This is a genomic window from Pseudoalteromonas sp. HL-AS2, from assembly GCF_031198805.1.
Taxonomy (GTDB): domain Bacteria; phylum Pseudomonadota; class Gammaproteobacteria; order Enterobacterales; family Alteromonadaceae; genus Pseudoalteromonas; species Pseudoalteromonas nigrifaciens.
The window spans coordinates 2,007,966-2,027,247 of the sequence record NZ_CP133571.1 but is presented as its reverse complement, the minus strand read 5'-3'; the positions used below and the strand labels follow the sequence as shown (position 1 = coordinate 2,027,247).

Below are 19,282 nucleotides of genomic sequence, written 5' to 3'. Positions count from 1 at the left end.
TAGTAAATATCGCGATATAAAAAAACGGCTTTTTAGCCGTTTTTTGCGTTTTATAACTGCGGGTAGCGCTGCTGCATAATGTTGAGTGACCTTGTAATAATCTGCGCGAGTATCGTTAAATCCACTTTAGCTAGGTTTGTAATATATAAACAGCTTTTACCTAAACTGTGCTTTCCTAACTGGTTAAGTAGGGTTTTAATCGTCTCATCTTCAAAGCCGGGCATTATATAAATACACAGCTTGGTTTTACGCGGGGAAAAGCCAGTGAGTGGCCATTTTTCACTGCTGCCAGAGTTATGTTTATAGGTGTAGTGGCCAAAGCCAATAATATCCTTACCCCATACAACGGCTTGCTCATTAGTGACTTTTGTAAATAGGGCGAGTAATGTTTTCGCCTCATCTTCCCGCTTAGTCTCTACATTATGTAAACACTCAACTAAAGTTATTTGGTTTGCTTGGGTTTTTAAGCTCATAAGTAACTCTTTAATTTATTTTTAGCGGTAGTTAATAGTAGCAAAAAATGAGTACTAAAAGTTGGATGTGAATATTTTTATGCAATATTGCAGGTTATAGGTATAATGCGCGCAACTGGCTAGTTTAGCCTTATTTAAAAGAGAGTTTATATGAGTTTTGAAGGTTTAGGTTTATCACAGTCTTTAGTTAATGCGGTTTTAGAGAAGGGCTATGAAACGCCAACGCCAATTCAGGCTCAAGCAATTCCGGCGATTATTGAGCGTCGTGATGTGATGGCAGCAGCGCAAACAGGAACAGGTAAAACAGCGGGTTTTACACTGCCACTTATTGAGCGTTTGTCTAGCGGTCCTAAAGCTAAAAGTAACCATGTGCGTGCACTTATTTTAACGCCAACACGTGAGCTTGCTTTGCAAGTTAGTGAAAATGTTGAAGAGTACGCAAAGCATTCAAATGTAAGCTCGTTTGTAGTTTACGGTGGCGTTAAAATTAACCCACAAATGCAGCGTTTGCGCAAAGGGGTTGATATTTTAGTGGCAACTCCAGGGCGCCTAATCGATTTACATAATCAAAATGCGGTTAAGTTTGATAGTGTTGAAGTATTAGTTCTTGACGAAGCTGATCGCATGCTCGACATGGGCTTTATTCATGATATTAAACGCCTGATTGCAAAAATGCCTGCAAAACGTCAAAACTTAATGTTTTCGGCAACCTTTTCTGACGAAATTCGTGCACTGGCAAAAGGGTTGATAAACGATCCGGTTGAAATTTCTGTTGCTGCAAAAAACACCACAGCTAAAAGCGTTACTCAGTGTGTTTACGCGGTAGATAAACCACGTAAAACAGCGTTATTAAGCCACCTAATTCGTACTAACGATTGGCAGCAAGTATTAGTATTTAGCCGTACTAAGCACGGCGCAAACCGCTTAGTTAAACAACTAGAGCGCGATGATATTGTTGGCGCGGCTATTCATGGCAATAAATCGCAAGGCGCACGTGTTAAAGCCCTTGATGGCTTTAAAAGCGGTGAAGTACGTGTGTTAGTTGCAACCGATATTGTTGCCCGTGGTTTAGATATTGTGGAGCTTCCACACGTTGTTAACTACGACTTACCAAACGTATACGAAGATTATGTGCATCGAATTGGCCGTACTGGCCGCGCCGGTGCATCGGGCCATGCAATTTCGTTTGTAACCACGGAAGATGCAGTGGATTTATACGGCATTGAACGCTTTATTGGTGAGCTTATTCCTCGTGCTACCGAAGAAGGTTTTGAGCCGGTTAACCCAGTACCAGAGCGCGACTTAGATGCGCGTCCAATCGCTCCTAAAAAAGCTAAAAAGACCAATCAGCCATTTAATAAGCCTAAATCTGACAGCAGCAAGCCAAATAATAAAAAGCCTAATAATGGCGGAAACGGTACGGGTGCGCGCAGAGGCGGTTCTAAAAAGCCAGTAGCTAAAACGGATGATAAAGCGCAAAGCCCATGGGCAAAACGCGAATCTGTTGGTGGTAATACTCAGCGCCGTCGTCGTCCAAGTAACAACGATTAATAATACTTTTAAACGCTGATACAAAAAACGCGCTTACTTGCTTTACAAGTAGCGCGTTTTTTAATGGGGATTTTTTAGTGTGTATGCTTTGCTATTATTACAGGCTAGCTGATTAAGTAATTAATTCCTAATCCTACAAATAAGGTAACACTTACGCTAAGTAGTGTGCCTAGCATTACATATTCGGTGAGCTTTTTATCTTTACTGGCACTTAAATCGCCAAATCTAAATACAGATTTAGCGGCAATTAAAAACCCTAGCCCTGCAAACTGATCTAATAAGATAAACGTCAGCATCAGTACTCTTTCAAGCATGCCAATACTTTGTCCAGCTAAGGGCAGGCTACCATCACTTGAAAAGTGGTTGGTTATACGCTCTAACATCATTCTTATAAATACGGCACTGGGATTTAAAATAATGAGGTAACCAGCTATAACCCACAGCGCTTTTGAGTTGGTTAATAGCGCCATTACACTGTTAGTAAACTGCAGATTGTCAGTTAGCCAAATACTTATCGCAATAATAATGATGATATGTGCAATTTGGTCGAATAAAAAAGGCACTACGCCTTTATTAGAGTACGATTTTGCAATATCAATAAAGTAGTGGCTAATCACGATAATACTGGTGGCAAGAAATACGCTACTCAGTTGTTGCCAGCCAAAGGTATACTCCCAAAGCGTAATAATTAGTGCGCTAGTCACGCCGTGAACTAATACATGGTAGTAAAGTTTTTTTGCTTTAAAGTGGCGGGTGTTTCTGTCGTTTACCCAGCTCATGGGTTGCCAGTAAAAATCGGCGAGTAGGTGGCCAATAATAAGGGCAACGAGTAAGAGTGAAAATGCCATTATTTACTTCCTGCGATTATTTTTTGGATACATTGCTGAGTGTATTTAATAAAACGCTCTATTAGTTGGTAATGCGCTAAATTAAGCAATTTAGTAACATTCTCCCGGCTTGTTTTTAGCTCTTTAGCTACAGCGGCATGGCTGTTGTCGGCTTTAGTTAAGTACACATACAAGGCATTGGCCTGCTTTAGCGTAATTTTAGTGAGTAACACATCTACAAAGGCTAGATTAAGGCTTAAGCTCTCATCGAGTTGTTGCTCTGCAATATTAATAATAAAGCGTTGATTGGCTATTTTATCTAGCCCTTGCCCAGAGAGAGTAAAGGCAGAGCCGGTTGCGGTTTTTATATCGCTGCGCGGATTATCTATTTTCCCTAAAGCCATACTTTGGCGTAGTTCATACCCCGATGCTTTTAAGTGTAAATACACTAAAATAGCGGTTTTAAATAATTGCTCTGGGTTGTTTAACTGTAATTGAAAGGCATCGCCTCGGTATATATTCCAATGAGTGCGCTGTGTGGTAATACTTCTTAGGCTTTGCTCTAGCTGATAAAGCATGGCATCGTACTGCTGCTGAGGAATAGTTTGCGATTTAATAATGTCGCCGCTGATCACACCAATCATATGAGCCTCGAAATAGTTACTTTTTAAAATGTAACCTAAATTGGTTACATGGAGTTAAGTAACCAATTTAGGTTACTTAAATAAAAAATGCAAGGTACACTTATTTTAATAGCACCACGCCATTACTATAAATCCTGATTAGGAAATTAAATGACTTCACAACACGAGCTGCAAAATACCAAACCCCGTGTAGGTATTTTTGTCGATGTACAAAATATTTATTACACTTGCCGTGAAAGTTACGGAAAAAACTTTGATTACAACGCATTTTGGCGAGTTATGGCGCAGCAATATAATATTGAATGTGCGTTTGCTTATGCAATTTACCGAGGGGATGAAAAACAAAGCCAGTTTCAAAATATTTTGCGTGCAATTGGTTTTGAGGTAAAACTTAAGCCATTTATTCAACGCCGCGATGGCAGTGCCAAAGGCGACTGGGATGTGGGTATAACCATTGATATGCTTGAGCATGGTAAAAACCTTGATAAAGTTATTTTACTCTCTGGTGATGGCGACTTTGCTTTATTGTTGGGGCATTTAAAAAGCCAATATAATGTTCCGTGTGATGTATATGGCGCTGATAGGTTAACCGCAGAGGCATTAAAACAAAGTGCTGAGCAATTTCATTTAATCGACAATACATTTTTGCTTTAAATCAAGGTTTACTAAATAGCCAAAAAATAACACTCACATAGGCTATTAGCCCCTGCAACATGAGACTTTTTAATACTGCAGTGTTATATAGCAATTAAGCCTATTTTAGGCTTTTTTTATCGCGCTAATAAATTGGGTTTACTAAAGGGTTATGGTAATTTTAAAACATAACGTGTACCTAAGGATTTAAATGCTTCATTACAGCAACATGCCACTAGACAGAGGCTCAAATTTTCGTAACGACCCAGCATGGCTTAAAGCGCATATGTCGGCGCAAAGTAAGTGGGTTTTAGTTAAAAATAATCAAACCTTATTTATTAAAGATACCCCAAAAGTTAGTTATTTATCGTATCAACAGGTTGCCCATTTAGATTTAACGAATGCTATTTTTGTTGGCTTAAACAATGCAAAAGATGGGGTGTTTGCTCTTGATGTATCTAAGCTAGATACGAGCATACTTGATCCTTTAATTGACGGCGCACAGTTTGTTGACATACGCCAATACGGCCCTCAAGTAACCATTAAATACGCTTCAATAGCGGCACTTGCACGCGGCTTATGTTATTGGCATGCAACCCATAGTTTTTGTGGACGTTGCGGCAGTAAAAATCATTTAGTAGAAGCCGGGCATTCGCGAGTATGCGAAAACGAAAACTGTAAACACCCTACTTTTCCGCGCACTGATCCTGCAGTAATTATGGTGGTTACTAAAGTGTTTGCCGATGGGGTAGAGCGCTGTTTACTAGGTCGTCAAGCTGCGTGGGCGAGCGGTATGTATTCGTCGTTAGCGGGCTTTGTTGATCCCGGTGAAACACTCGAGCAAGCAGTTGCTCGTGAGGTAAAAGAAGAGGCGGGTATTGAAGTAAATAATGTACGTTATGTTGCATCACAACCTTGGCCGTTTCCTTCATCAATAATGCTGGGCTTTTTTGCCGAAGCGGTTACAGAAGATATTAATGTTGATAAAAACGAACTTGACGATGCTAAGTGGTTTAGTCGTGAAGAGTTACGCCAGTTTGGTAATTGGCATGACGAAGGGGAGCATTTAAAGCTTCCCAGAACAGATTCTATTTCTCGCTATTTAATTGAGTACTGGCTAAATAATAAGGATTAAGCATGACGAGCAAAAGCAATAAAAATACCCAACTTGTTACATCAGGACGTAAAAAAGCCTATACCCACGGTGTAGTTAATCCGGTTGTGCAACGTGCATCAACCATAGTATTTGACTCAGTAGCAGAATTAAAAAAAGCCGCTAAAACATGTGGTGACAAAACCTTATTTTATGGCCGTAGAGGCACAACTACCCACTTTGCGCTGCAAGAGGCGATAACTGAGCTTGAGGGCGGCGAAGGGTGTGTACTTTATCCGTGTGGCGCAGCTGCAATTAGCCAAACTTTGCTGTCGTTTTTAAAAACCGGCGACCATATTTTAATGGTTGATAATGTATACGAACCTACTCGTGATTTTTGCGATAAAATTCTAGCCGGCCTGGGTATTAGCACTACGTATTACCCACCTACTATAGGCGCAGGAATTAAAGACTACATTAAAGCAAACACCAAGGTATTGTTTTTGGAATCGCCGGGCTCTATTACCATGGAAATTCAAGATGTACCGGCTATGGTAAAAGTAGCAAACGAGCACCACATAATGACCATGCTTGATAATACCTATGGCAACGGTTTGCATTATCGTCCGCTTGAGCACGGTGTTGATATTAGTATTCAAGCAGCTACTAAATATATAGTAGGCCATTCTGATGTAATGATGGGCGTGGCTGTTGCTAATAAAAAGTATTGGCTAACTTTGCGCGAAAACTCCTATTTACTCGGGCAATGCACTAGCGCAGACGATGCATATTTAGCACTTAGGGGCTTACGCACTATGGCTGTGCGTTTAAATCAACACGAAAAAGCAGCAATAGAAGTGGCTACATGGCTTGAGCAACATGAGCTTGTTGATCATATTCGCCACCCAGCATTTGCTACTTGCCCGGGGCATGAATTTTTTAAACGTGACTTTGATGGCAGTAATGGTTTGTTCTCAATAGTAATGAAAGCAGGGGATCAGGCTGCCATAGATGCGTTTTTAGATAGCCTACACTATTTTAAAATGGGTTTTTCGTGGGGCGGCTTTGAAAGCTTAGTAACCGCTAATTTAACCATGAAAGGACTGCGTTCTGATACAGGTTGGGATTTAGGGCCCGTTATTCGTTTGCATATAGGCCTTGAAGATGTAGACGATTTAATCAACGACTTAAGCCAAGCACTTGAGGTTTATAAGCAGCATTTATAATTTTTAATGTAATTTATGCTGTTAGATTAAAATGTATTGTTACAAAGCTCACCATTAGTGAGCTTTTTTTTGCTGGTAATTCAAGGTATTTACACTTAGTGTGGATAAATATACTGAAAACAAAAAGTCATTAAGGATAGTCAATGGCAACACCATTACCGATAAACATAGGGCGACTAACGCAAATAGCAGGCTTTGAGCTCGTACGTATGTTTTTAACTAAACGTGGGCTTATTGCATTAGCTGCCTTTGCATTGGTGTGGCTAATAATACTGCGCTACCCGATAGGGCAAGCGGTAGGCATTGTAAGTGCGCCCGATTTTGAACAAATTGCCCGTGATATATCTGGCTCCATAGGTTTAAGTAAATTACTTGATTGGCCTGAGGCCGAATTTGCTATGTATTGGCTGATTGCTTTGTATAGCTTTCCGATATTTAGTGTGTTTATTTGCAGCGACCAAACAGTAGGCGATAGAGAGCGTGGCACACTTCGTTTTTTATCGCTGCGTTCAACACGTTTTGAAATACTCTTTGGCCGTTTTTTAGGGCAATTAGCGGTATTAGCATGCTTGGTAGGTATTACCCTGGTGGCTACGCTCGCTGTGCTGGGGTTTAGAGATCCTAGTTTACTTGCTGGTGGCTTTGCCCGCGCACTTTCTATATTTTTAATATTAGTGGTTACTCTGTGCCCATTTGTAGCTCTTATGACGTTGATAAATACCTTTGCTCGCTCATCGCGTTTATCTATAGTGTTGGCAATTTTATATTTTACTGCAGGCGGTATTGTTGTTGGTATTTTGCAGTGGCAAATCCCCGCATTAGGTATGCTTGATTTTTTATTTCCGGGTGTACAAATAGAGCTATTAGCTGGACAAAATTTACCATTACTAAGCGCGGTGGCTATTCCACTGATCCAAACAGCGGTATTACTAAGCGTTGCTCAGCGTGTTTTTGCAAGGAGCTCACTATGAGAGCATTAATTACAGGCAGCGGTTTGAGTAAATCGTATGGCGCAAAACTTGCGCTTAATAATGTGAACTTTGAAATAAATAAAGGTGCGCCAGTGGCGCTTGTTGGGCCAAATGGCGCGGGTAAAACCACCTTATTTAGTTTGTTATGCGGCTATATAGCGCCCAGTAAAGGCAGTCTTGAAATATTAGGGCATAAGCCTGGCAGCGCAGCTTTATTTAATAAAGTAAGTGCATTACCGCAAGACGCGCAGCTTGACCCTCGTTTTAATATAGACAAGCAACTTGCCTTTTATGCAAAACTACAGGGTATGGGCGCTAAGCAAAGCCAAACTGAGGCGCTACGTGTACTTGACTTGGTTGGTCTAAAAGAGATTGCAAAGCAGCGTGCAGGGGACTTATCACACGGTATGCGTAAACGTGTAACCATAGCACAGGCGCTTATTGGTGAGCCGCAAATAGTGATGCTTGATGAAGCCACTGCGGGGCTTGATCCTATTCATGCCAGAGAAGTACGCGAGCTGGTTTCTGATTTAAGTGAGCAGGCTACTTTTATTTTAAGCTCGCACGATTTAACTGAGCTGGAGCGACTTTGCTCGCAAGTATTGCATTTAGATAAAGGCGTTTTAAGCGAGCATCAAACCAAAGAAAACAAGTCAGATACACATTTTTATACCCTAATGCTTAATGAAAATTATCAAAATGTAGAGCAGCAGTTGCAATCGATAGCAGGTATAAGCCGTGTATATATGAGCCAACATAAAGAGTTTGTAATTGAGTACCAGCCTACAGGTGAACCGCTTGATATTGCATTGCTTAACTTTTGCCATCAGCATAACTGGCAATATAGGCAGCTTGTGAACGGACACACCCTAGAGAATCAAATTTTTAAACAGGAGAAATTATAATGGGATTATTCAGTGGGTTAATGGGTAACGCTAGCGAAGTAGATGATGCCGACTTAGAAAAAGTATTATTAAATACCTTAATAGAAGGCGAACAGGTTGAAAAGGCTTATAAAGTAATACGCGATATGTTTATTTTTACTAACAAGCGATTGATCTTGATAGATAAACAAGGAGTTACTGGTTCTAAAATGGAAATGATCAGCATAGCTTACTCAAAAATAACAAAGTTTAGTAAAGAAAGCGCAGGGCATTTTGATCTAGATGCCGAGCTGAAAATATGGGTTGGCTCAGACTCTACACCTATTAGTAAAGACTTTAAGTCTGGCGATAATATTAATGATGTTTATCGTATTATTAGCCAATATGCACTGTAATACTTAGTTTAGTTAAAGTAGTTGTTAGCATGGTGTTGCAATTACTTTAATCTTACACATACCTACACTTCATTACAATTAACTTAATGAATACAAGTGCTTAGTTAAGTTTTCATTCAGTTTCACAGCGTTAGCATGTCCCTCGATCTCAGCTACCCAGCTAAGACATAAAAAAGTCATATAAATAGGGATTTATCATAATGAAAAAGTTAGCAGTTATTATCTCAAGTATTTTATTATCTAGCGCTGCAACCACTGCAATGGCAGCAGATAGCTATCAGTCAATTAGTAACCTAGGCTTTAAGCATGAAGCTAGCAGCAATAACAATACCGTTGCGGTGGATTCTATTTACTATTTATCGCCTAAAAAAACATTAGGCCCGTACGATCAGTTTGAATACATAAATAAACAAAGTAATGTATATGGTGGCTACGCTGACGACGACTCTAGTGACGTAACTTCAGTTGGTGGCGAATACTTTATTAACAACTTTGTGGTAGGTGCATCTTACAGTAACCTTGATACTGGTTCGCACAATGAGTTTTACACGCTTTCAGGTGGTTTCTTTTTTAACCCAAACTTACTGGCTAAAGTAACTTTAGTTGAAAACAAAAACGGTGAAGATTTTGCGTTATTTGATTTAGCTTACAACCACATGCTAAACAGCACTGACTACATTGGTGTAACAGTAACCGCTGATGACGACTTTGATTACCGTGCAGTAGCAGCTAAATACTTTATTGACTTGCAACAAGGTAACTTCTTAACGTTTGAAGGTAAATACGAGAGCATTGATGATAAAGAAAACCAATGGGTAGCAGAAACTAACTACTACTTCTCAAAAGCAACATCTGTATTTGCTAACTACAACAAGCAAGATGCTTACAGCTTTGGTGCTCAGCATTTCATTAATGAAAATGTAGGTATTAAAGTTGGTTACGGTAACAATGCTGATGATTCAGGCAACGATGCTTACTTTGCTAACATGCGTTTTCAGTTTTAATTAAGGCTTATAGTTAATTTACTTAAGAGTAAAAACAAACCCCGCTTAATACTAAGCGGGGTTTTTGTATTTTTAAAGTAAGTAATTGAGTTAAAAATAATAACTAAAGCTATGCAGAAAGTTAAAAGAGGTGATTTTTAAATAAACTAAGCATAACTTACGACTGAAGAATGATTGTATTTAACTTGAGAACGGTCATAATTAAACCACTATTTTCATTCAATGTATCAAGGAATATGCACATGACATTTTTTATTATATTGCTGGTCGTGGTGGTGGTTATATTTGCAGTTAAAAATATTCGCCTCAATTTAATCAGTCGACCTACCTTTAAAATGTTTAAAAAAGTATTACCGCCGTTATCACAAACCGAGCGCGAGGCAATGGAAGCTGGTGATGTTTGGTGGGATGGTGAGTTATTTAGTGGTAACCCAGACTGGCAAAAGCTGCACCGCTTTCCTAAGCCTGAGCTAAGTGATAAAGAAAACGCCTTTATGGATAATCAAGTAGAGACTTTATTGGCTATGCTTGACGATTATCAAATTGTGCAAAAAGATAAAGACTTACCAAAAGATGTTTGGGATTACTTAAAATCGGAAGGTTTTTTTGCATTAATAATTCCTGAAAAATTTGGTGGGCGTGAATTTTCTGCGATTGCAAACTCTACTATAGTGTCAAAAATTGCCACAAAAAGCTTAACAGCAGCTGTTACCGTAATGGTACCTAATAGCTTAGGCCCAGGTGAATTACTGCTACATTACGGTACTACAGAGCAACAAAACCGCTGGTTGCCTACGTTGGCGACTGGTGAAGATGTACCTTGTTTTGCACTAACAGGTCCAGAAGCCGGATCTGATGCAGGAAGCATTCCTGACTCAGGCGTGGTGTGTATGGGGGATCATAATGGCGAAGAGGTTTTAGGCCTGCGTTTAAATTGGTCAAAACGTTATATTACGCTTGCGCCTGTGGCAACGGTTTTAGGGCTTGCCTTTAAAATGTATGACCCTGATGGTTTATTAGGTGGAGAAAAAGAGCTGGGAATTACCTGTGCGCTTATCCCTACTGATCACCCTGGAGTTGAAACTGGCGAGCGCCATTACCCACTAAATATGGCGTTTATGAATGGCACAACGTACGGTGAAGATGTGTTTATTCCACTGGATTGGATTATAGGCGGGCAGCAAGGCGCTGGACGTGGTTGGCGCATGTTGGTTGAGTGTTTAAGTGCAGGGCGCGGCATTTCATTGCCAGCATTAAGTACAGCAACAGGGCATTTAGCCGCTAAAATGACCTCAGCTTACGCCATGGTGCGCCAACAGTTTGGTGTGTCTATTGGTCAATTTGAAGGTGTACAAGAAGCACTTGCACGTATTGGTGGTTTAACCTATGCGCTTGAGTCGTGTCGTTTAATGACGGCAGGTGCAATTGATTTAAAACTCAGCCCTTCAGTTGTTACCGCTATTGCTAAATACCATATGACTGAAATGGGTCGTACAGTAATGAACGATGCGATGGATATTCATTCAGGTAAAGGCATTCAGGTTGGTCCAAATAACTATTTAGCGCATGGCTATATGGGGATCCCGGTATCGATTACGGTAGAAGGCGCTAATATTTTAACGCGTAATTTAATGATATTTGGCCAAGGTGCCACACGTTGTCATCCGTTTGTATTAAAAGAAATGGAAGCGGCAGCGATGGAAGATGATGACGCTGCATTAGAGCAATTTGATGGTTTATTAATGGACCATATTATGTTTGCCGCGTGCAACGCCAGCATGGCATTTGTGCATGGTTTAACGCGTAGTTGTTTTGCTAAAGCACCAGTAAGTGGCGAAACAGCAGTTTACTATAAGCAACTGACAAGAATGAGCCGTGGCCTTGCCATATGTACAGATGTAGCCATGCTCATGTTAGGCGGAGAACTTAAACGTAAAGAAATGATATCGGCACGTTTAGGTGATGTATTAAGCCATTTGTACTTAGCGTCAACCGTACTAAAACGTTTTGAAGACGAAGGGCGTCAACAAGCCGACTTACCCTTTGTTAAATACGCAATAGAAACGTCATTGTATGAAATTGGCCAAGCATTTGATGGTTTCTTTAAAAATTTCTCAAACCCGGTGGTTAACTTTGTGCTCAAACGTATTGTATTCCCACTCGGTAATCATTATCACAAACCAAGTGATGCCATTGCACAAAGTATTTGTAAACATATGACTCAACCAGGTGTGTTTAGAAACCGTTTAACGCATTTATGTTATGTGGATGAAAACGCGGGTACGGGTGTAATGGAAAGTGCATTTTTAGCAATGCATGATATGCAAACACAATTTAAAGATCTAAAACAATGGCAGCGTAAAGGGAAGGTACCCGCTACGCTTGATATTGAGGGGGCGATTAATTATGCGCTTGAAAACGATTTATTAAAGCAAACCGATGCCGATGCAATGCATCATGCTAATAAATTAAGAAAGCAAGCCATAGCAGTTGATAACTTTCAACCTGGTGAGCTATAACGCAGTGCTTTAAGTAATAACTAAAACGAAAAAGGCCTTACAAATGTAAGGCCTTTTTCGTTTAATTCATTTAAGTTAACGAGCGTAAGGATCGGTCACTATTTTATCTATATACCATAGGCCTTTTTTATGACGCATTTTAACGCTGCGCATATCATCAATTTTTTTACCATTTAGAGTGCCGGTGAATATAAGATTAATTTTAGCCGAGTCGCCATATTGCTCCCGTAAGCTCATATTAGACATATCAACTTCTATAACCACTTGATCATATTGCATGTTTAATAAGGTGCGAGAAAATTGCTTAGCAGTACCGTATGATTTCATAATGCGGGCAAGGTTTGGGGTTGCCATAGTGCTGGCTTTATGCAGATTTTTTTGATTATAAAGCGCGTCAAAATAAGCCGTTGCAGCATCGCCCGGCGTGCTATTAACTTGGGCAACTTCTTCAGTGCAGCTAATAATAAATAGGCAAAAAGTTAAGCTTAAAAAAGAGGTTAGTTTTTTCATCATCAATATAATTTATTCATTCTTTACAAAGTGTGTGGCTTTATTGCACGGATGTAAAGGGGGGTGAATAAATAAGCAATAAAAAAGGATGCTCTTAGCATCCTTTTTTCAAACAAAATACTTATTGCACGAGCTCTTGTTCACTAAACTCTTCATCAAACATGGGGCTTGATAAATAACGCTCAGTGGCACTTGGTAAAATAACCACTATATTTTTATCTGCATTTTCAGGCTTTTCAGCAATGCGTTTCGCCGCAACAACCGCTGCGCCAGATGAAATACCTACTAATATACCTTCTTGTCTCATTAGTAGGTGTGCCATCGCAATAGCATCTTCGTTAGATACTTGCTCTGCACCATCAATCACACTTAAATCTAAGTTACCAGGAATAAAGCCAGCACCAATACCTTGAATTTTATGTGGCCCAGGCTTAATTTCTTCACCTGCTAGCGTTTGGCTAATAACCGGTGAATTTGTTGGCTCAACAGCAATCGATTTTACATTGAGACCTTTTTCGTTTTTAAGGTAGCGACTAACACCAGTGATAGTCCCGCCAGTACCAACGCCTGCAACAAAAAAGTCTACTTTACCATCAAGGGCATCATAAATTTCAGGGCCGGTGGTTTCAAAGTGAATTTTAGGGTTTGCCGGGTTTTCGAATTGTTGTAATAAAATATATTTATCGGGAGCGGTTGCTTGAATTTCTTTTGCTTTATCAATTGCACCGTTCATACCTTTTGCGCCATCGGTTAGTACTAGGTTTGCACCTAATGCTTTGAGCAGTTTTCGGCGCTCTAAACTCATAGTATTTGGCATGGTAAGGGTTAGTTTATAACCACGAGATGCTGCCACAAACGCCAGCGCAATACCGGTATTACCAGATGTAGGCTCAATTAGTTCTTTATCTTTCGTTAGCTGCCCTGATTTTTCAGCTTCCCAAATCATTGATGCACCAATACGACATTTTATACTAAAGCTTGGGTTGCGAGATTCAATTTTTGCGTATACGTTGCCACCGGTAACACGGTTAAGTTTTACCAGCGGTGTATTACCAATGCTTAGTGAGTTATCTTCAAAAATAGTAGACATAATGTTCCTTTGGATACAATCCGCTTAACATGTTAGTAGTTTTGCTATTAACTATATAAGCATACTTTACTGTGAGTTTAAAAAATTTAAAGTAAAGTTTGGCTATAACATATATTTATTGGGCTTATAACGAGGATGTGTTTATTTCTCAAGCTTGAATTTACCGCGGCGTGGTTGATTTTTGAGCTATGCAGGGCCTTCTTAATGTGGTTACTGCCCATTAATTGACGCTAACGACGCTTAAAAGATAAATAAACCCTAATTAAATAAAAACTTGGCCTCGTGATCATTGCAAGTGTTACTTAAGGAACCTGAGCTCCGGATAATAAATCTATCTCAAGCAGCTATTTTCAGCGCTAATTGCGTTGAATTTACTTGCAATAGGCCAGCTATTGACGCGTAAATTCGCCTTGTTTTCATTGAAAACTTCTGGCTAGAGAAAATAAAATTAAATATAACTATGATTCAATACGTTAGTAAATCTCTTAATCAGAGTTCAGATTAAGTAGAAAAATAAACTTTTGAAAGGCGTGTTATATTTATTTATATTCTAACAATTAATCTATTAAAGACTTAATACTCACCGTATTGTTGCTTATTTGTGCAAATGAACTGCAGTTGAACAGTTTTATGATACAAGCTATGCAAAACATGATAAAAACACAGTATCTAAATTCAAGAAAGCAATCACAATGAAGTTAATCTTAAAATTAATTGCCGGTATTGTGGCCGGTATCTTAGCTGGACTCTATTTACCACTAATAGGCGTTGAACTTTTATATACTGTTAAAGAACTGATTGGACAATTGATCTCCTTTACTATACCGCTGATCATTTTATTTTTTATTGCATCGGGTATTGCTGGACTACCAAAAGGGTCAGGGCACTTATTAGGTAAAACAGTTGGTTTTGCTTATGGCTCTACTGTTATTGCTGGCACACTGGCTTTTTTACTGGTTAGCACAGTAATTCCATTTTTAAGTGGCGGTATTACATTTGAAGCTGAATCAGCGACACAAGTTGGTAGTTTTATTGATTTAGAAATTCCGCCACTAATGGGCGTGATGACTGCATTAATGAGCGCATTTATATTTGGTATTGGCATGAGCCAGCTTGAATTGACTACGCTTAAAACAGTGTCTGATCAGGGGCGTGATATTGTTGATAGCTTATTATCTAAGGTGATAATACCGGCATTACCATTTTATATTGCAGGTGTATTTGCCGAAATGACGGTAGCAGGAACAGTTGTTGATACCCTACAAGCATTTGGCGTAGTACTTATTGCAGCGTTGGTTATGCACTGGTTATGGCTTACTGTTTTATATGTATCTACAGGCTTGTTACTAAAACGCAACCCAATCGAATTAATTAAAAATATGCTACCAGCGTACTTTACCGCTTTGGGCACAATGTCTAGCGCTGCAACAATTCCAGTATCATTACAATCAAGTAAGTCGAATGGCGTAAAAGAAGACGTAGCCAATTTTACGGTTCCGCTTTGTGCGACAATTCATTTATCGGGCTCTACAATTACAATTGTAACCTGTGCAATGGCGGTCATGTTTTTATCACCAAGCATGCAAGCACCTTCATTAATGGGCATGTTGCCATTTATTATGATGTTAGGTGTAGTAATGATTGCCGCACCAGGTGCACCAGGTGGTGCAGTAATGTCGGCACTGGGTTTATTAACAACTATGCTAGGCTTTAATGAAGGCGCAGTAGCTTTAATGATTGCACTATATTTAGCCCAAGACAGTTTTGGTACTGCGTGTAACGTAACCGGTGATGGCGTTATTGCTTTGTGGGTAGATCGCTTTAGCGAAAAAGCATAATAAACTGGGTGTGTTAATCTGTTAATATACATGTATTAACACACCTTAAACGATGAAATAATATCGGTTATTGTTTTATTTTAACTGTGTTACTGTGGCAAATTAATATTATTAAATTGCATTTTATTAGGCTAGTGAGGATGTTCCATTGATTAATGTACTTTTAGTTGATGACCATGAGTTGGTACGAACAGGGATCAGGCGGATTCTTGACGATGTACGAGGCTTTAAAGTTGTTGGAGAAGCTAAAACAGGTGAAGAGGCTGTGCAATTTTGTCGTCAACACTCACCCAATATAGTACTTATGGACATGAATATGCCCGGTATTGGTGGCCTTGAGGCGACGAAAAAGATATGTCGTTATTGCCCTGATGTAAAAATTATAGTGCTTACTGTTAATTGTGAAGATCCGTATCCTAGTACCGTAATGCAGCTTGGCGCGCATGGCTTTTTAACTAAAGGTGCTGGGTCTGATGAAATGGTACGTGCTATACGCTGTGTGCATGCCGGGCAGCGTTATATTGCACCTGAAATTGCACAGCAAATTGCATTAGCACAGGTAAGTGGGCGCACAGATGAAAGTCCATTTCAGAGTTTGTCAGAGCGTGAACTGCAAATAATGCTAATGATCACCAAAGGTGAAAAAGCACAAAGTATAGCTGAGCGTTTAAATTTAAGCTCTAAAACAGTTAATAGCTACCGCTATCGTATGTTTGAAAAACTAAATGTGAGTGGCGATGTAGAGCTGACTCATTTAGCTATTCGCTATAAAATGATTGATATAGACGTATCGTACTAATCATAATTTATGTCTGAATTTGATCACGCCCAGTTTTTAAAAACACTATCGAGTGAGCCCGGGGTTTACCGTATGCTCGATAGTGACAATCAAGTAATTTATGTTGGTAAAGCAAAGCATTTAAAAAAACGGGTGAGTAGTTACTTTAGAAGTAACATCACCGACAGCAAAACCCGTGTTTTAGTCAGTAATATTTGTAATGTTGAAGTAACGCTTACTAATACCGAAACCGAAGCGCTATTACTTGAAAACAATCTGATAAAAAAGTATCAGCCTCGTTACAATATTTTATTACGCGACGATAAATCCTATCCTTATATATTACTTACTAATCATAAACATCCTCGATTAGCGTTTCATCGTGGCAGTCGTAAAGTAAAAGGTGAGTATTTTGGCCCATTTCCAAGTGCGGGGGCGGTATCAGAAAGCTTACGACTGATGCAAAAAATATTTCCCATTCGTCAATGCGAAGATGTTTATTACCGTGCGCGCAGCCGACCATGCTTACAATATCAACTCAAACGATGCTCAGCCCCGTGTGTAAATAAAGTTTCAGATGAAGATTATACTGAGCAAGTTGATTATGTGCGTAAGTTTTTAACGGGTAAATCACATGAGGTAATCGCCGATCTCATTAAAAAAATGGAAGCAGCTAGCCAGCAGCTAAATTTTGAGTTGGCTGCAAAAGTGCGTGACCAAATAATGTTGCTGCGTAAAATGCAGGAACAACAGTCTATTTCGGGTAATTTTGCAGAAATGGATGTTGTAGGCTTTGCACACCTAAATGGTTTAAATGGCATTCACTTATTGATGATCCGCGACCATAAAGTATTGGGCAGTAAAACCTACTTTCCAAAAGTGCCAAAAGACTCAAGTGAACAAGAAATATTGACTTCGTTTTTAGGCCAGTACTATTTAGCGCCGGGGGCAACTGGGCGTATCGCAAAAGAAATCATTTTGCCGTTCGAAATACAAGAAAGCGACGTATTAGGCCAAGCACTTACGCAAATAAGTGAGCGTAAAGTAACTCTTAAAGTAGTTACTCGGGGTGAGCGTGCCCAGTATTTGCAGTTAGCCAATAAAAACGCATTAAATAGTATTACCGTTAAGCAAAGCACCCAAGACTCTATTAATAAACGCTATGCGCAATTAAAAGCTACCCTACGCCTTGATGATATAACCAGAATGGAATGTTTTGATATAAGCCATACTATGGGGGAGAACACGGTTGCTAGCTGTGTGGTATTTGATTCACAAGGACCCAATACTAAAGAGTATAGGCGTTACAACGTGACTGGAATAACCGGTGGAGATGATTATGCTGCCATGGAGTTTGCGCTTAATAAGCGCTACAACAAATTAGTTGATGAAGATAAAATACCCGATGTGATTTTTATAGACGGTGGTAAAGGGCAATTAGGGCGTGCAGAGCAGTATTTTGCTACTTGGCCACATGCAAAAATGCCCTTGTTAGTTGGTGTAGCTAAAGGTACAAGCCGTAAACCCGGCCTCGAAACACTGTTAATAGACGGTGGTCGAAAAACTATTCCAATGGATTCAGATGCACCTGCACTGCATTTAATTCAGCATATACGCGACGAATCACATCGTTTTGCTATTGCGGGGCACCGTAATAAGCGCCAAAAACAACGAACGCAATCATTATTAGAAGAAATAAATGGCGTAGGTGCTAGGCGCCGACAAACATTATTAAAATATTTAGGGGGCATGCAAGGGGTAAAAGCTGCTAATATAGAACAGTTAAAGAAAGTACCGGGGATCAGCCCTGACATGGCTGACAAGATATTTAACCATTTGCATGACAAGGGTTAGCCCTTCATGCGAATATAGCAAAAAAGACATACCCAAGCAGTTATGTGGAATATTCCAAACACACTCACAACCTTTAGACTTTTTCTTATCCCCATTTTTTTGGTGGTATTTTATTTGCCTTATTCATGGGCGCTTTTTGCTGCCGCCTTTATTTTTTGGTTTGCATCAATAACCGACATTCTCGACGGTTATTTAGCACGTAAACTTGAGCAATCAACTCCCTTTGGTGCGTTTTTAGATCCCGTTGCCGATAAAGTTATGGTGTGCGCTGCCTTAGTCGCGTTATCAGAGCATTATCAGTCTATGTATATGACTATCCCGGCACTTATTATAATAAGCCGCGAAATTGTTATCTCTGCACTGCGTGAATGGATGGCAGAACAAGGTAAGCGTGATAACGTAGCTGTATCTAATATGGGTAAAATAAAAACAGCAGCACAAATGTTAGCCATTATCGGTCTAATTTGGCAATACGATGCTTGGATGAATTATTTAAGTTTTGGTTTGTTGTATATTGCGACCTTCCTAACATTGAGTTCTATGATGCAATATTTGGTATCGGCATGGAGTGAATTGACCAAAAATTGATTCTAAACGTCTAATAACGCACCATATTAGATAAAAAATAATCAAACAGTTCGAAAGTGGCATTTTTTGTATTGACGCGTTTAATAATCTCTGTAGAATGCGTCCGTGTTGAGAGGGCATAGCCCCCAAGATAAACTAAATGGTAATTAATCAGTTACTGAATATTTACTGCAATACGTTGCAAGTTGATAGAAAGCTTACTGAATAATATTAAATGCGGCACTAGCTCAGTTGGTAGAGCGCGACCTTGCCAAGGTCGAGGTCACGAGTTCGAGCCTCGTGTGCCGCTCCAGTTTATCTCATTGTTAAGGCGGAATGGCAGAGTGGCCATGCACCGGATTGCAAATCCGTTTACCTCGGTTCGACTCCGGGTTCCGCCTCCATAGCAACACTCCACATGCTTT

Annotated in this window: 18 protein-coding genes and 2 tRNA genes; 15 read left to right on the top strand and 5 right to left on the bottom strand. The window is 39.7% G+C overall.

The annotated features are described in order from the left end of the window. Nucleotides 1-50: 50 nt before the first annotated feature. Nucleotides 51-473 carry a DUF1801 domain-containing protein gene (locus tag RB215_RS09490; protein WP_011328597.1) on the bottom strand — a complete coding sequence of 141 codons (423 nt, stop codon included), beginning with the start codon at nt 471-473 and terminating at the stop codon, nt 51-53. 150 nt (nt 474-623) lie between these two features. Between RB215_RS09490 and RB215_RS09485 the strand changes: the two genes are divergently transcribed. Beyond that, nucleotides 624-2,024 carry a DEAD/DEAH box helicase gene (locus RB215_RS09485; protein ID WP_011328596.1) on the top strand — a complete coding sequence of 467 codons (1,401 nt, stop codon included), beginning with the start codon at nt 624-626 and terminating at the stop codon, nt 2,022-2,024. A gap of 104 nt (nt 2,025-2,128) precedes the next feature. On the opposite strand, the gene RB215_RS09480 is transcribed toward RB215_RS09485, so the two are convergent. After that, nucleotides 2,129-2,872 carry a DUF3307 domain-containing protein gene (locus RB215_RS09480; RefSeq protein WP_011328595.1) on the bottom strand — a complete coding sequence of 248 codons (744 nt, stop codon included), beginning with the start codon at nt 2,870-2,872 and terminating at the stop codon, nt 2,129-2,131. Further along, a complete protein-coding gene (locus RB215_RS09475) occupies nt 2,872-3,495 on the bottom strand; it encodes a hypothetical protein (RefSeq protein ID WP_041454486.1) in 624 nt (207 codons plus the stop codon). Before RB215_RS09475 ends, RB215_RS09480 begins: the two co-directional genes overlap by 1 nt. Before the next feature lie 150 nt (nt 3,496-3,645). Here RB215_RS09475 and RB215_RS09470 point away from each other — a divergent pair, with 150 nt between their 5' ends. The 8 genes from RB215_RS09470 (at nt 3,646) to RB215_RS09435 (ending at nt 12,220) form a co-directional block, all read left to right on the top strand. After that, entirely contained in the window at nt 3,646-4,149 is a 504-nt protein-coding gene (locus tag RB215_RS09470) for an NYN domain-containing protein (RefSeq protein ID WP_086999215.1), read from the top strand. Nucleotides 4,150-4,339: 190 nt separating this feature from the next. Then, nucleotides 4,340-5,263, top strand: a complete 924-nt coding sequence (gene nudC / locus RB215_RS09465; RefSeq protein ID WP_089368520.1) for an NAD(+) diphosphatase — start codon at nt 4,340-4,342, stop codon at nt 5,261-5,263. Nucleotides 5,264-5,265: 2 nt separating this feature from the next. Next, nucleotides 5,266-6,447, top strand: coding sequence for a cystathionine beta-lyase (locus tag RB215_RS09460; RefSeq protein WP_179808246.1), 1,182 nt, complete (start codon nt 5,266-5,268; stop codon nt 6,445-6,447). A 143-nt stretch (nt 6,448-6,590) separates the two neighbouring features. Next, nucleotides 6,591-7,418 (top strand): ABC transporter permease subunit, encoded by an 828-nt coding sequence (locus RB215_RS09455; protein ID WP_309216272.1) that lies wholly within the window; start codon nt 6,591-6,593, stop codon nt 7,416-7,418. After that, on the top strand, nt 7,415-8,323 hold the full coding sequence (locus tag RB215_RS09450; RefSeq protein WP_011328589.1) for an ABC transporter ATP-binding protein: 909 nt from the start codon (nt 7,415-7,417) through the stop codon (nt 8,321-8,323). Before RB215_RS09455 ends, RB215_RS09450 begins: the two co-directional genes overlap by 4 nt. Further along, the gene (locus tag RB215_RS09445) at nt 8,323-8,697 is read left to right on the top strand and encodes a PH domain-containing protein (protein WP_011328588.1); all 375 of its coding nucleotides are present in this window, start codon (nt 8,323-8,325) and stop codon (nt 8,695-8,697) included. Before RB215_RS09450 ends, RB215_RS09445 begins: the two co-directional genes overlap by 1 nt. Before the next feature lie 200 nt (nt 8,698-8,897). Further along, nucleotides 8,898-9,701: a putative porin gene (locus tag RB215_RS09440; RefSeq protein WP_309216270.1), complete on the top strand. Its 804-nt coding sequence runs from the start codon at nt 8,898-8,900 to the stop codon at nt 9,699-9,701. 242 nt (nt 9,702-9,943) lie between these two features. Further along, a complete protein-coding gene (locus RB215_RS09435; protein ID WP_309216269.1) occupies nt 9,944-12,220 on the top strand; it encodes an acyl-CoA dehydrogenase in 2,277 nt (758 codons plus the stop codon). 75 nt (nt 12,221-12,295) lie between these two features. Here the strand turns inward: RB215_RS09435 and RB215_RS09430 are convergent, their stop codons facing one another. Together RB215_RS09430 and cysK are read right to left on the bottom strand one after the other, a co-directional pair. Further along, nucleotides 12,296-12,730, bottom strand: a complete 435-nt coding sequence (locus RB215_RS09430) for a hypothetical protein (RefSeq protein WP_041454731.1) — start codon at nt 12,728-12,730, stop codon at nt 12,296-12,298. Nucleotides 12,731-12,851: 121 nt separating this feature from the next. After that, entirely contained in the window at nt 12,852-13,820 is a 969-nt protein-coding gene (cysK, locus tag RB215_RS09425; RefSeq protein ID WP_011328584.1) for a cysteine synthase A, read from the bottom strand. A 692-nt stretch (nt 13,821-14,512) separates the two neighbouring features. Between cysK and RB215_RS09420 the strand changes: the two genes are divergently transcribed. The 6 genes from RB215_RS09420 (at nt 14,513) to RB215_RS09395 (ending at nt 19,261) form a co-directional block, all read left to right on the top strand. Beyond that, the gene (locus RB215_RS09420) at nt 14,513-15,658 is read left to right on the top strand and encodes a dicarboxylate/amino acid:cation symporter (protein WP_011328583.1); all 1,146 of its coding nucleotides are present in this window, start codon (nt 14,513-14,515) and stop codon (nt 15,656-15,658) included. 148 nt (nt 15,659-15,806) lie between these two features. Further along, on the top strand, nt 15,807-16,457 hold the full coding sequence (gene uvrY, locus RB215_RS09415) for a UvrY/SirA/GacA family response regulator transcription factor (RefSeq protein ID WP_011328582.1): 651 nt from the start codon (nt 15,807-15,809) through the stop codon (nt 16,455-16,457). A gap of 9 nt (nt 16,458-16,466) precedes the next feature. After that, the gene (gene uvrC / locus RB215_RS09410; protein ID WP_309216268.1) at nt 16,467-18,290 is read left to right on the top strand and encodes an excinuclease ABC subunit UvrC; all 1,824 of its coding nucleotides are present in this window, start codon (nt 16,467-16,469) and stop codon (nt 18,288-18,290) included. Between the two features lie 42 nt (nt 18,291-18,332). Next, the gene (pgsA, locus tag RB215_RS09405) at nt 18,333-18,878 is read left to right on the top strand and encodes a CDP-diacylglycerol--glycerol-3-phosphate 3-phosphatidyltransferase (RefSeq protein WP_089368514.1); all 546 of its coding nucleotides are present in this window, start codon (nt 18,333-18,335) and stop codon (nt 18,876-18,878) included. A 216-nt stretch (nt 18,879-19,094) separates the two neighbouring features. Continuing rightward, nucleotides 19,095-19,170 (top strand) — tRNA-Gly (locus RB215_RS09400). A 17-nt stretch (nt 19,171-19,187) separates the two neighbouring features. Continuing rightward, nucleotides 19,188-19,261, top strand: a tRNA-Cys gene (locus RB215_RS09395). Nucleotides 19,262-19,282: the final 21 nt, after the last annotated feature.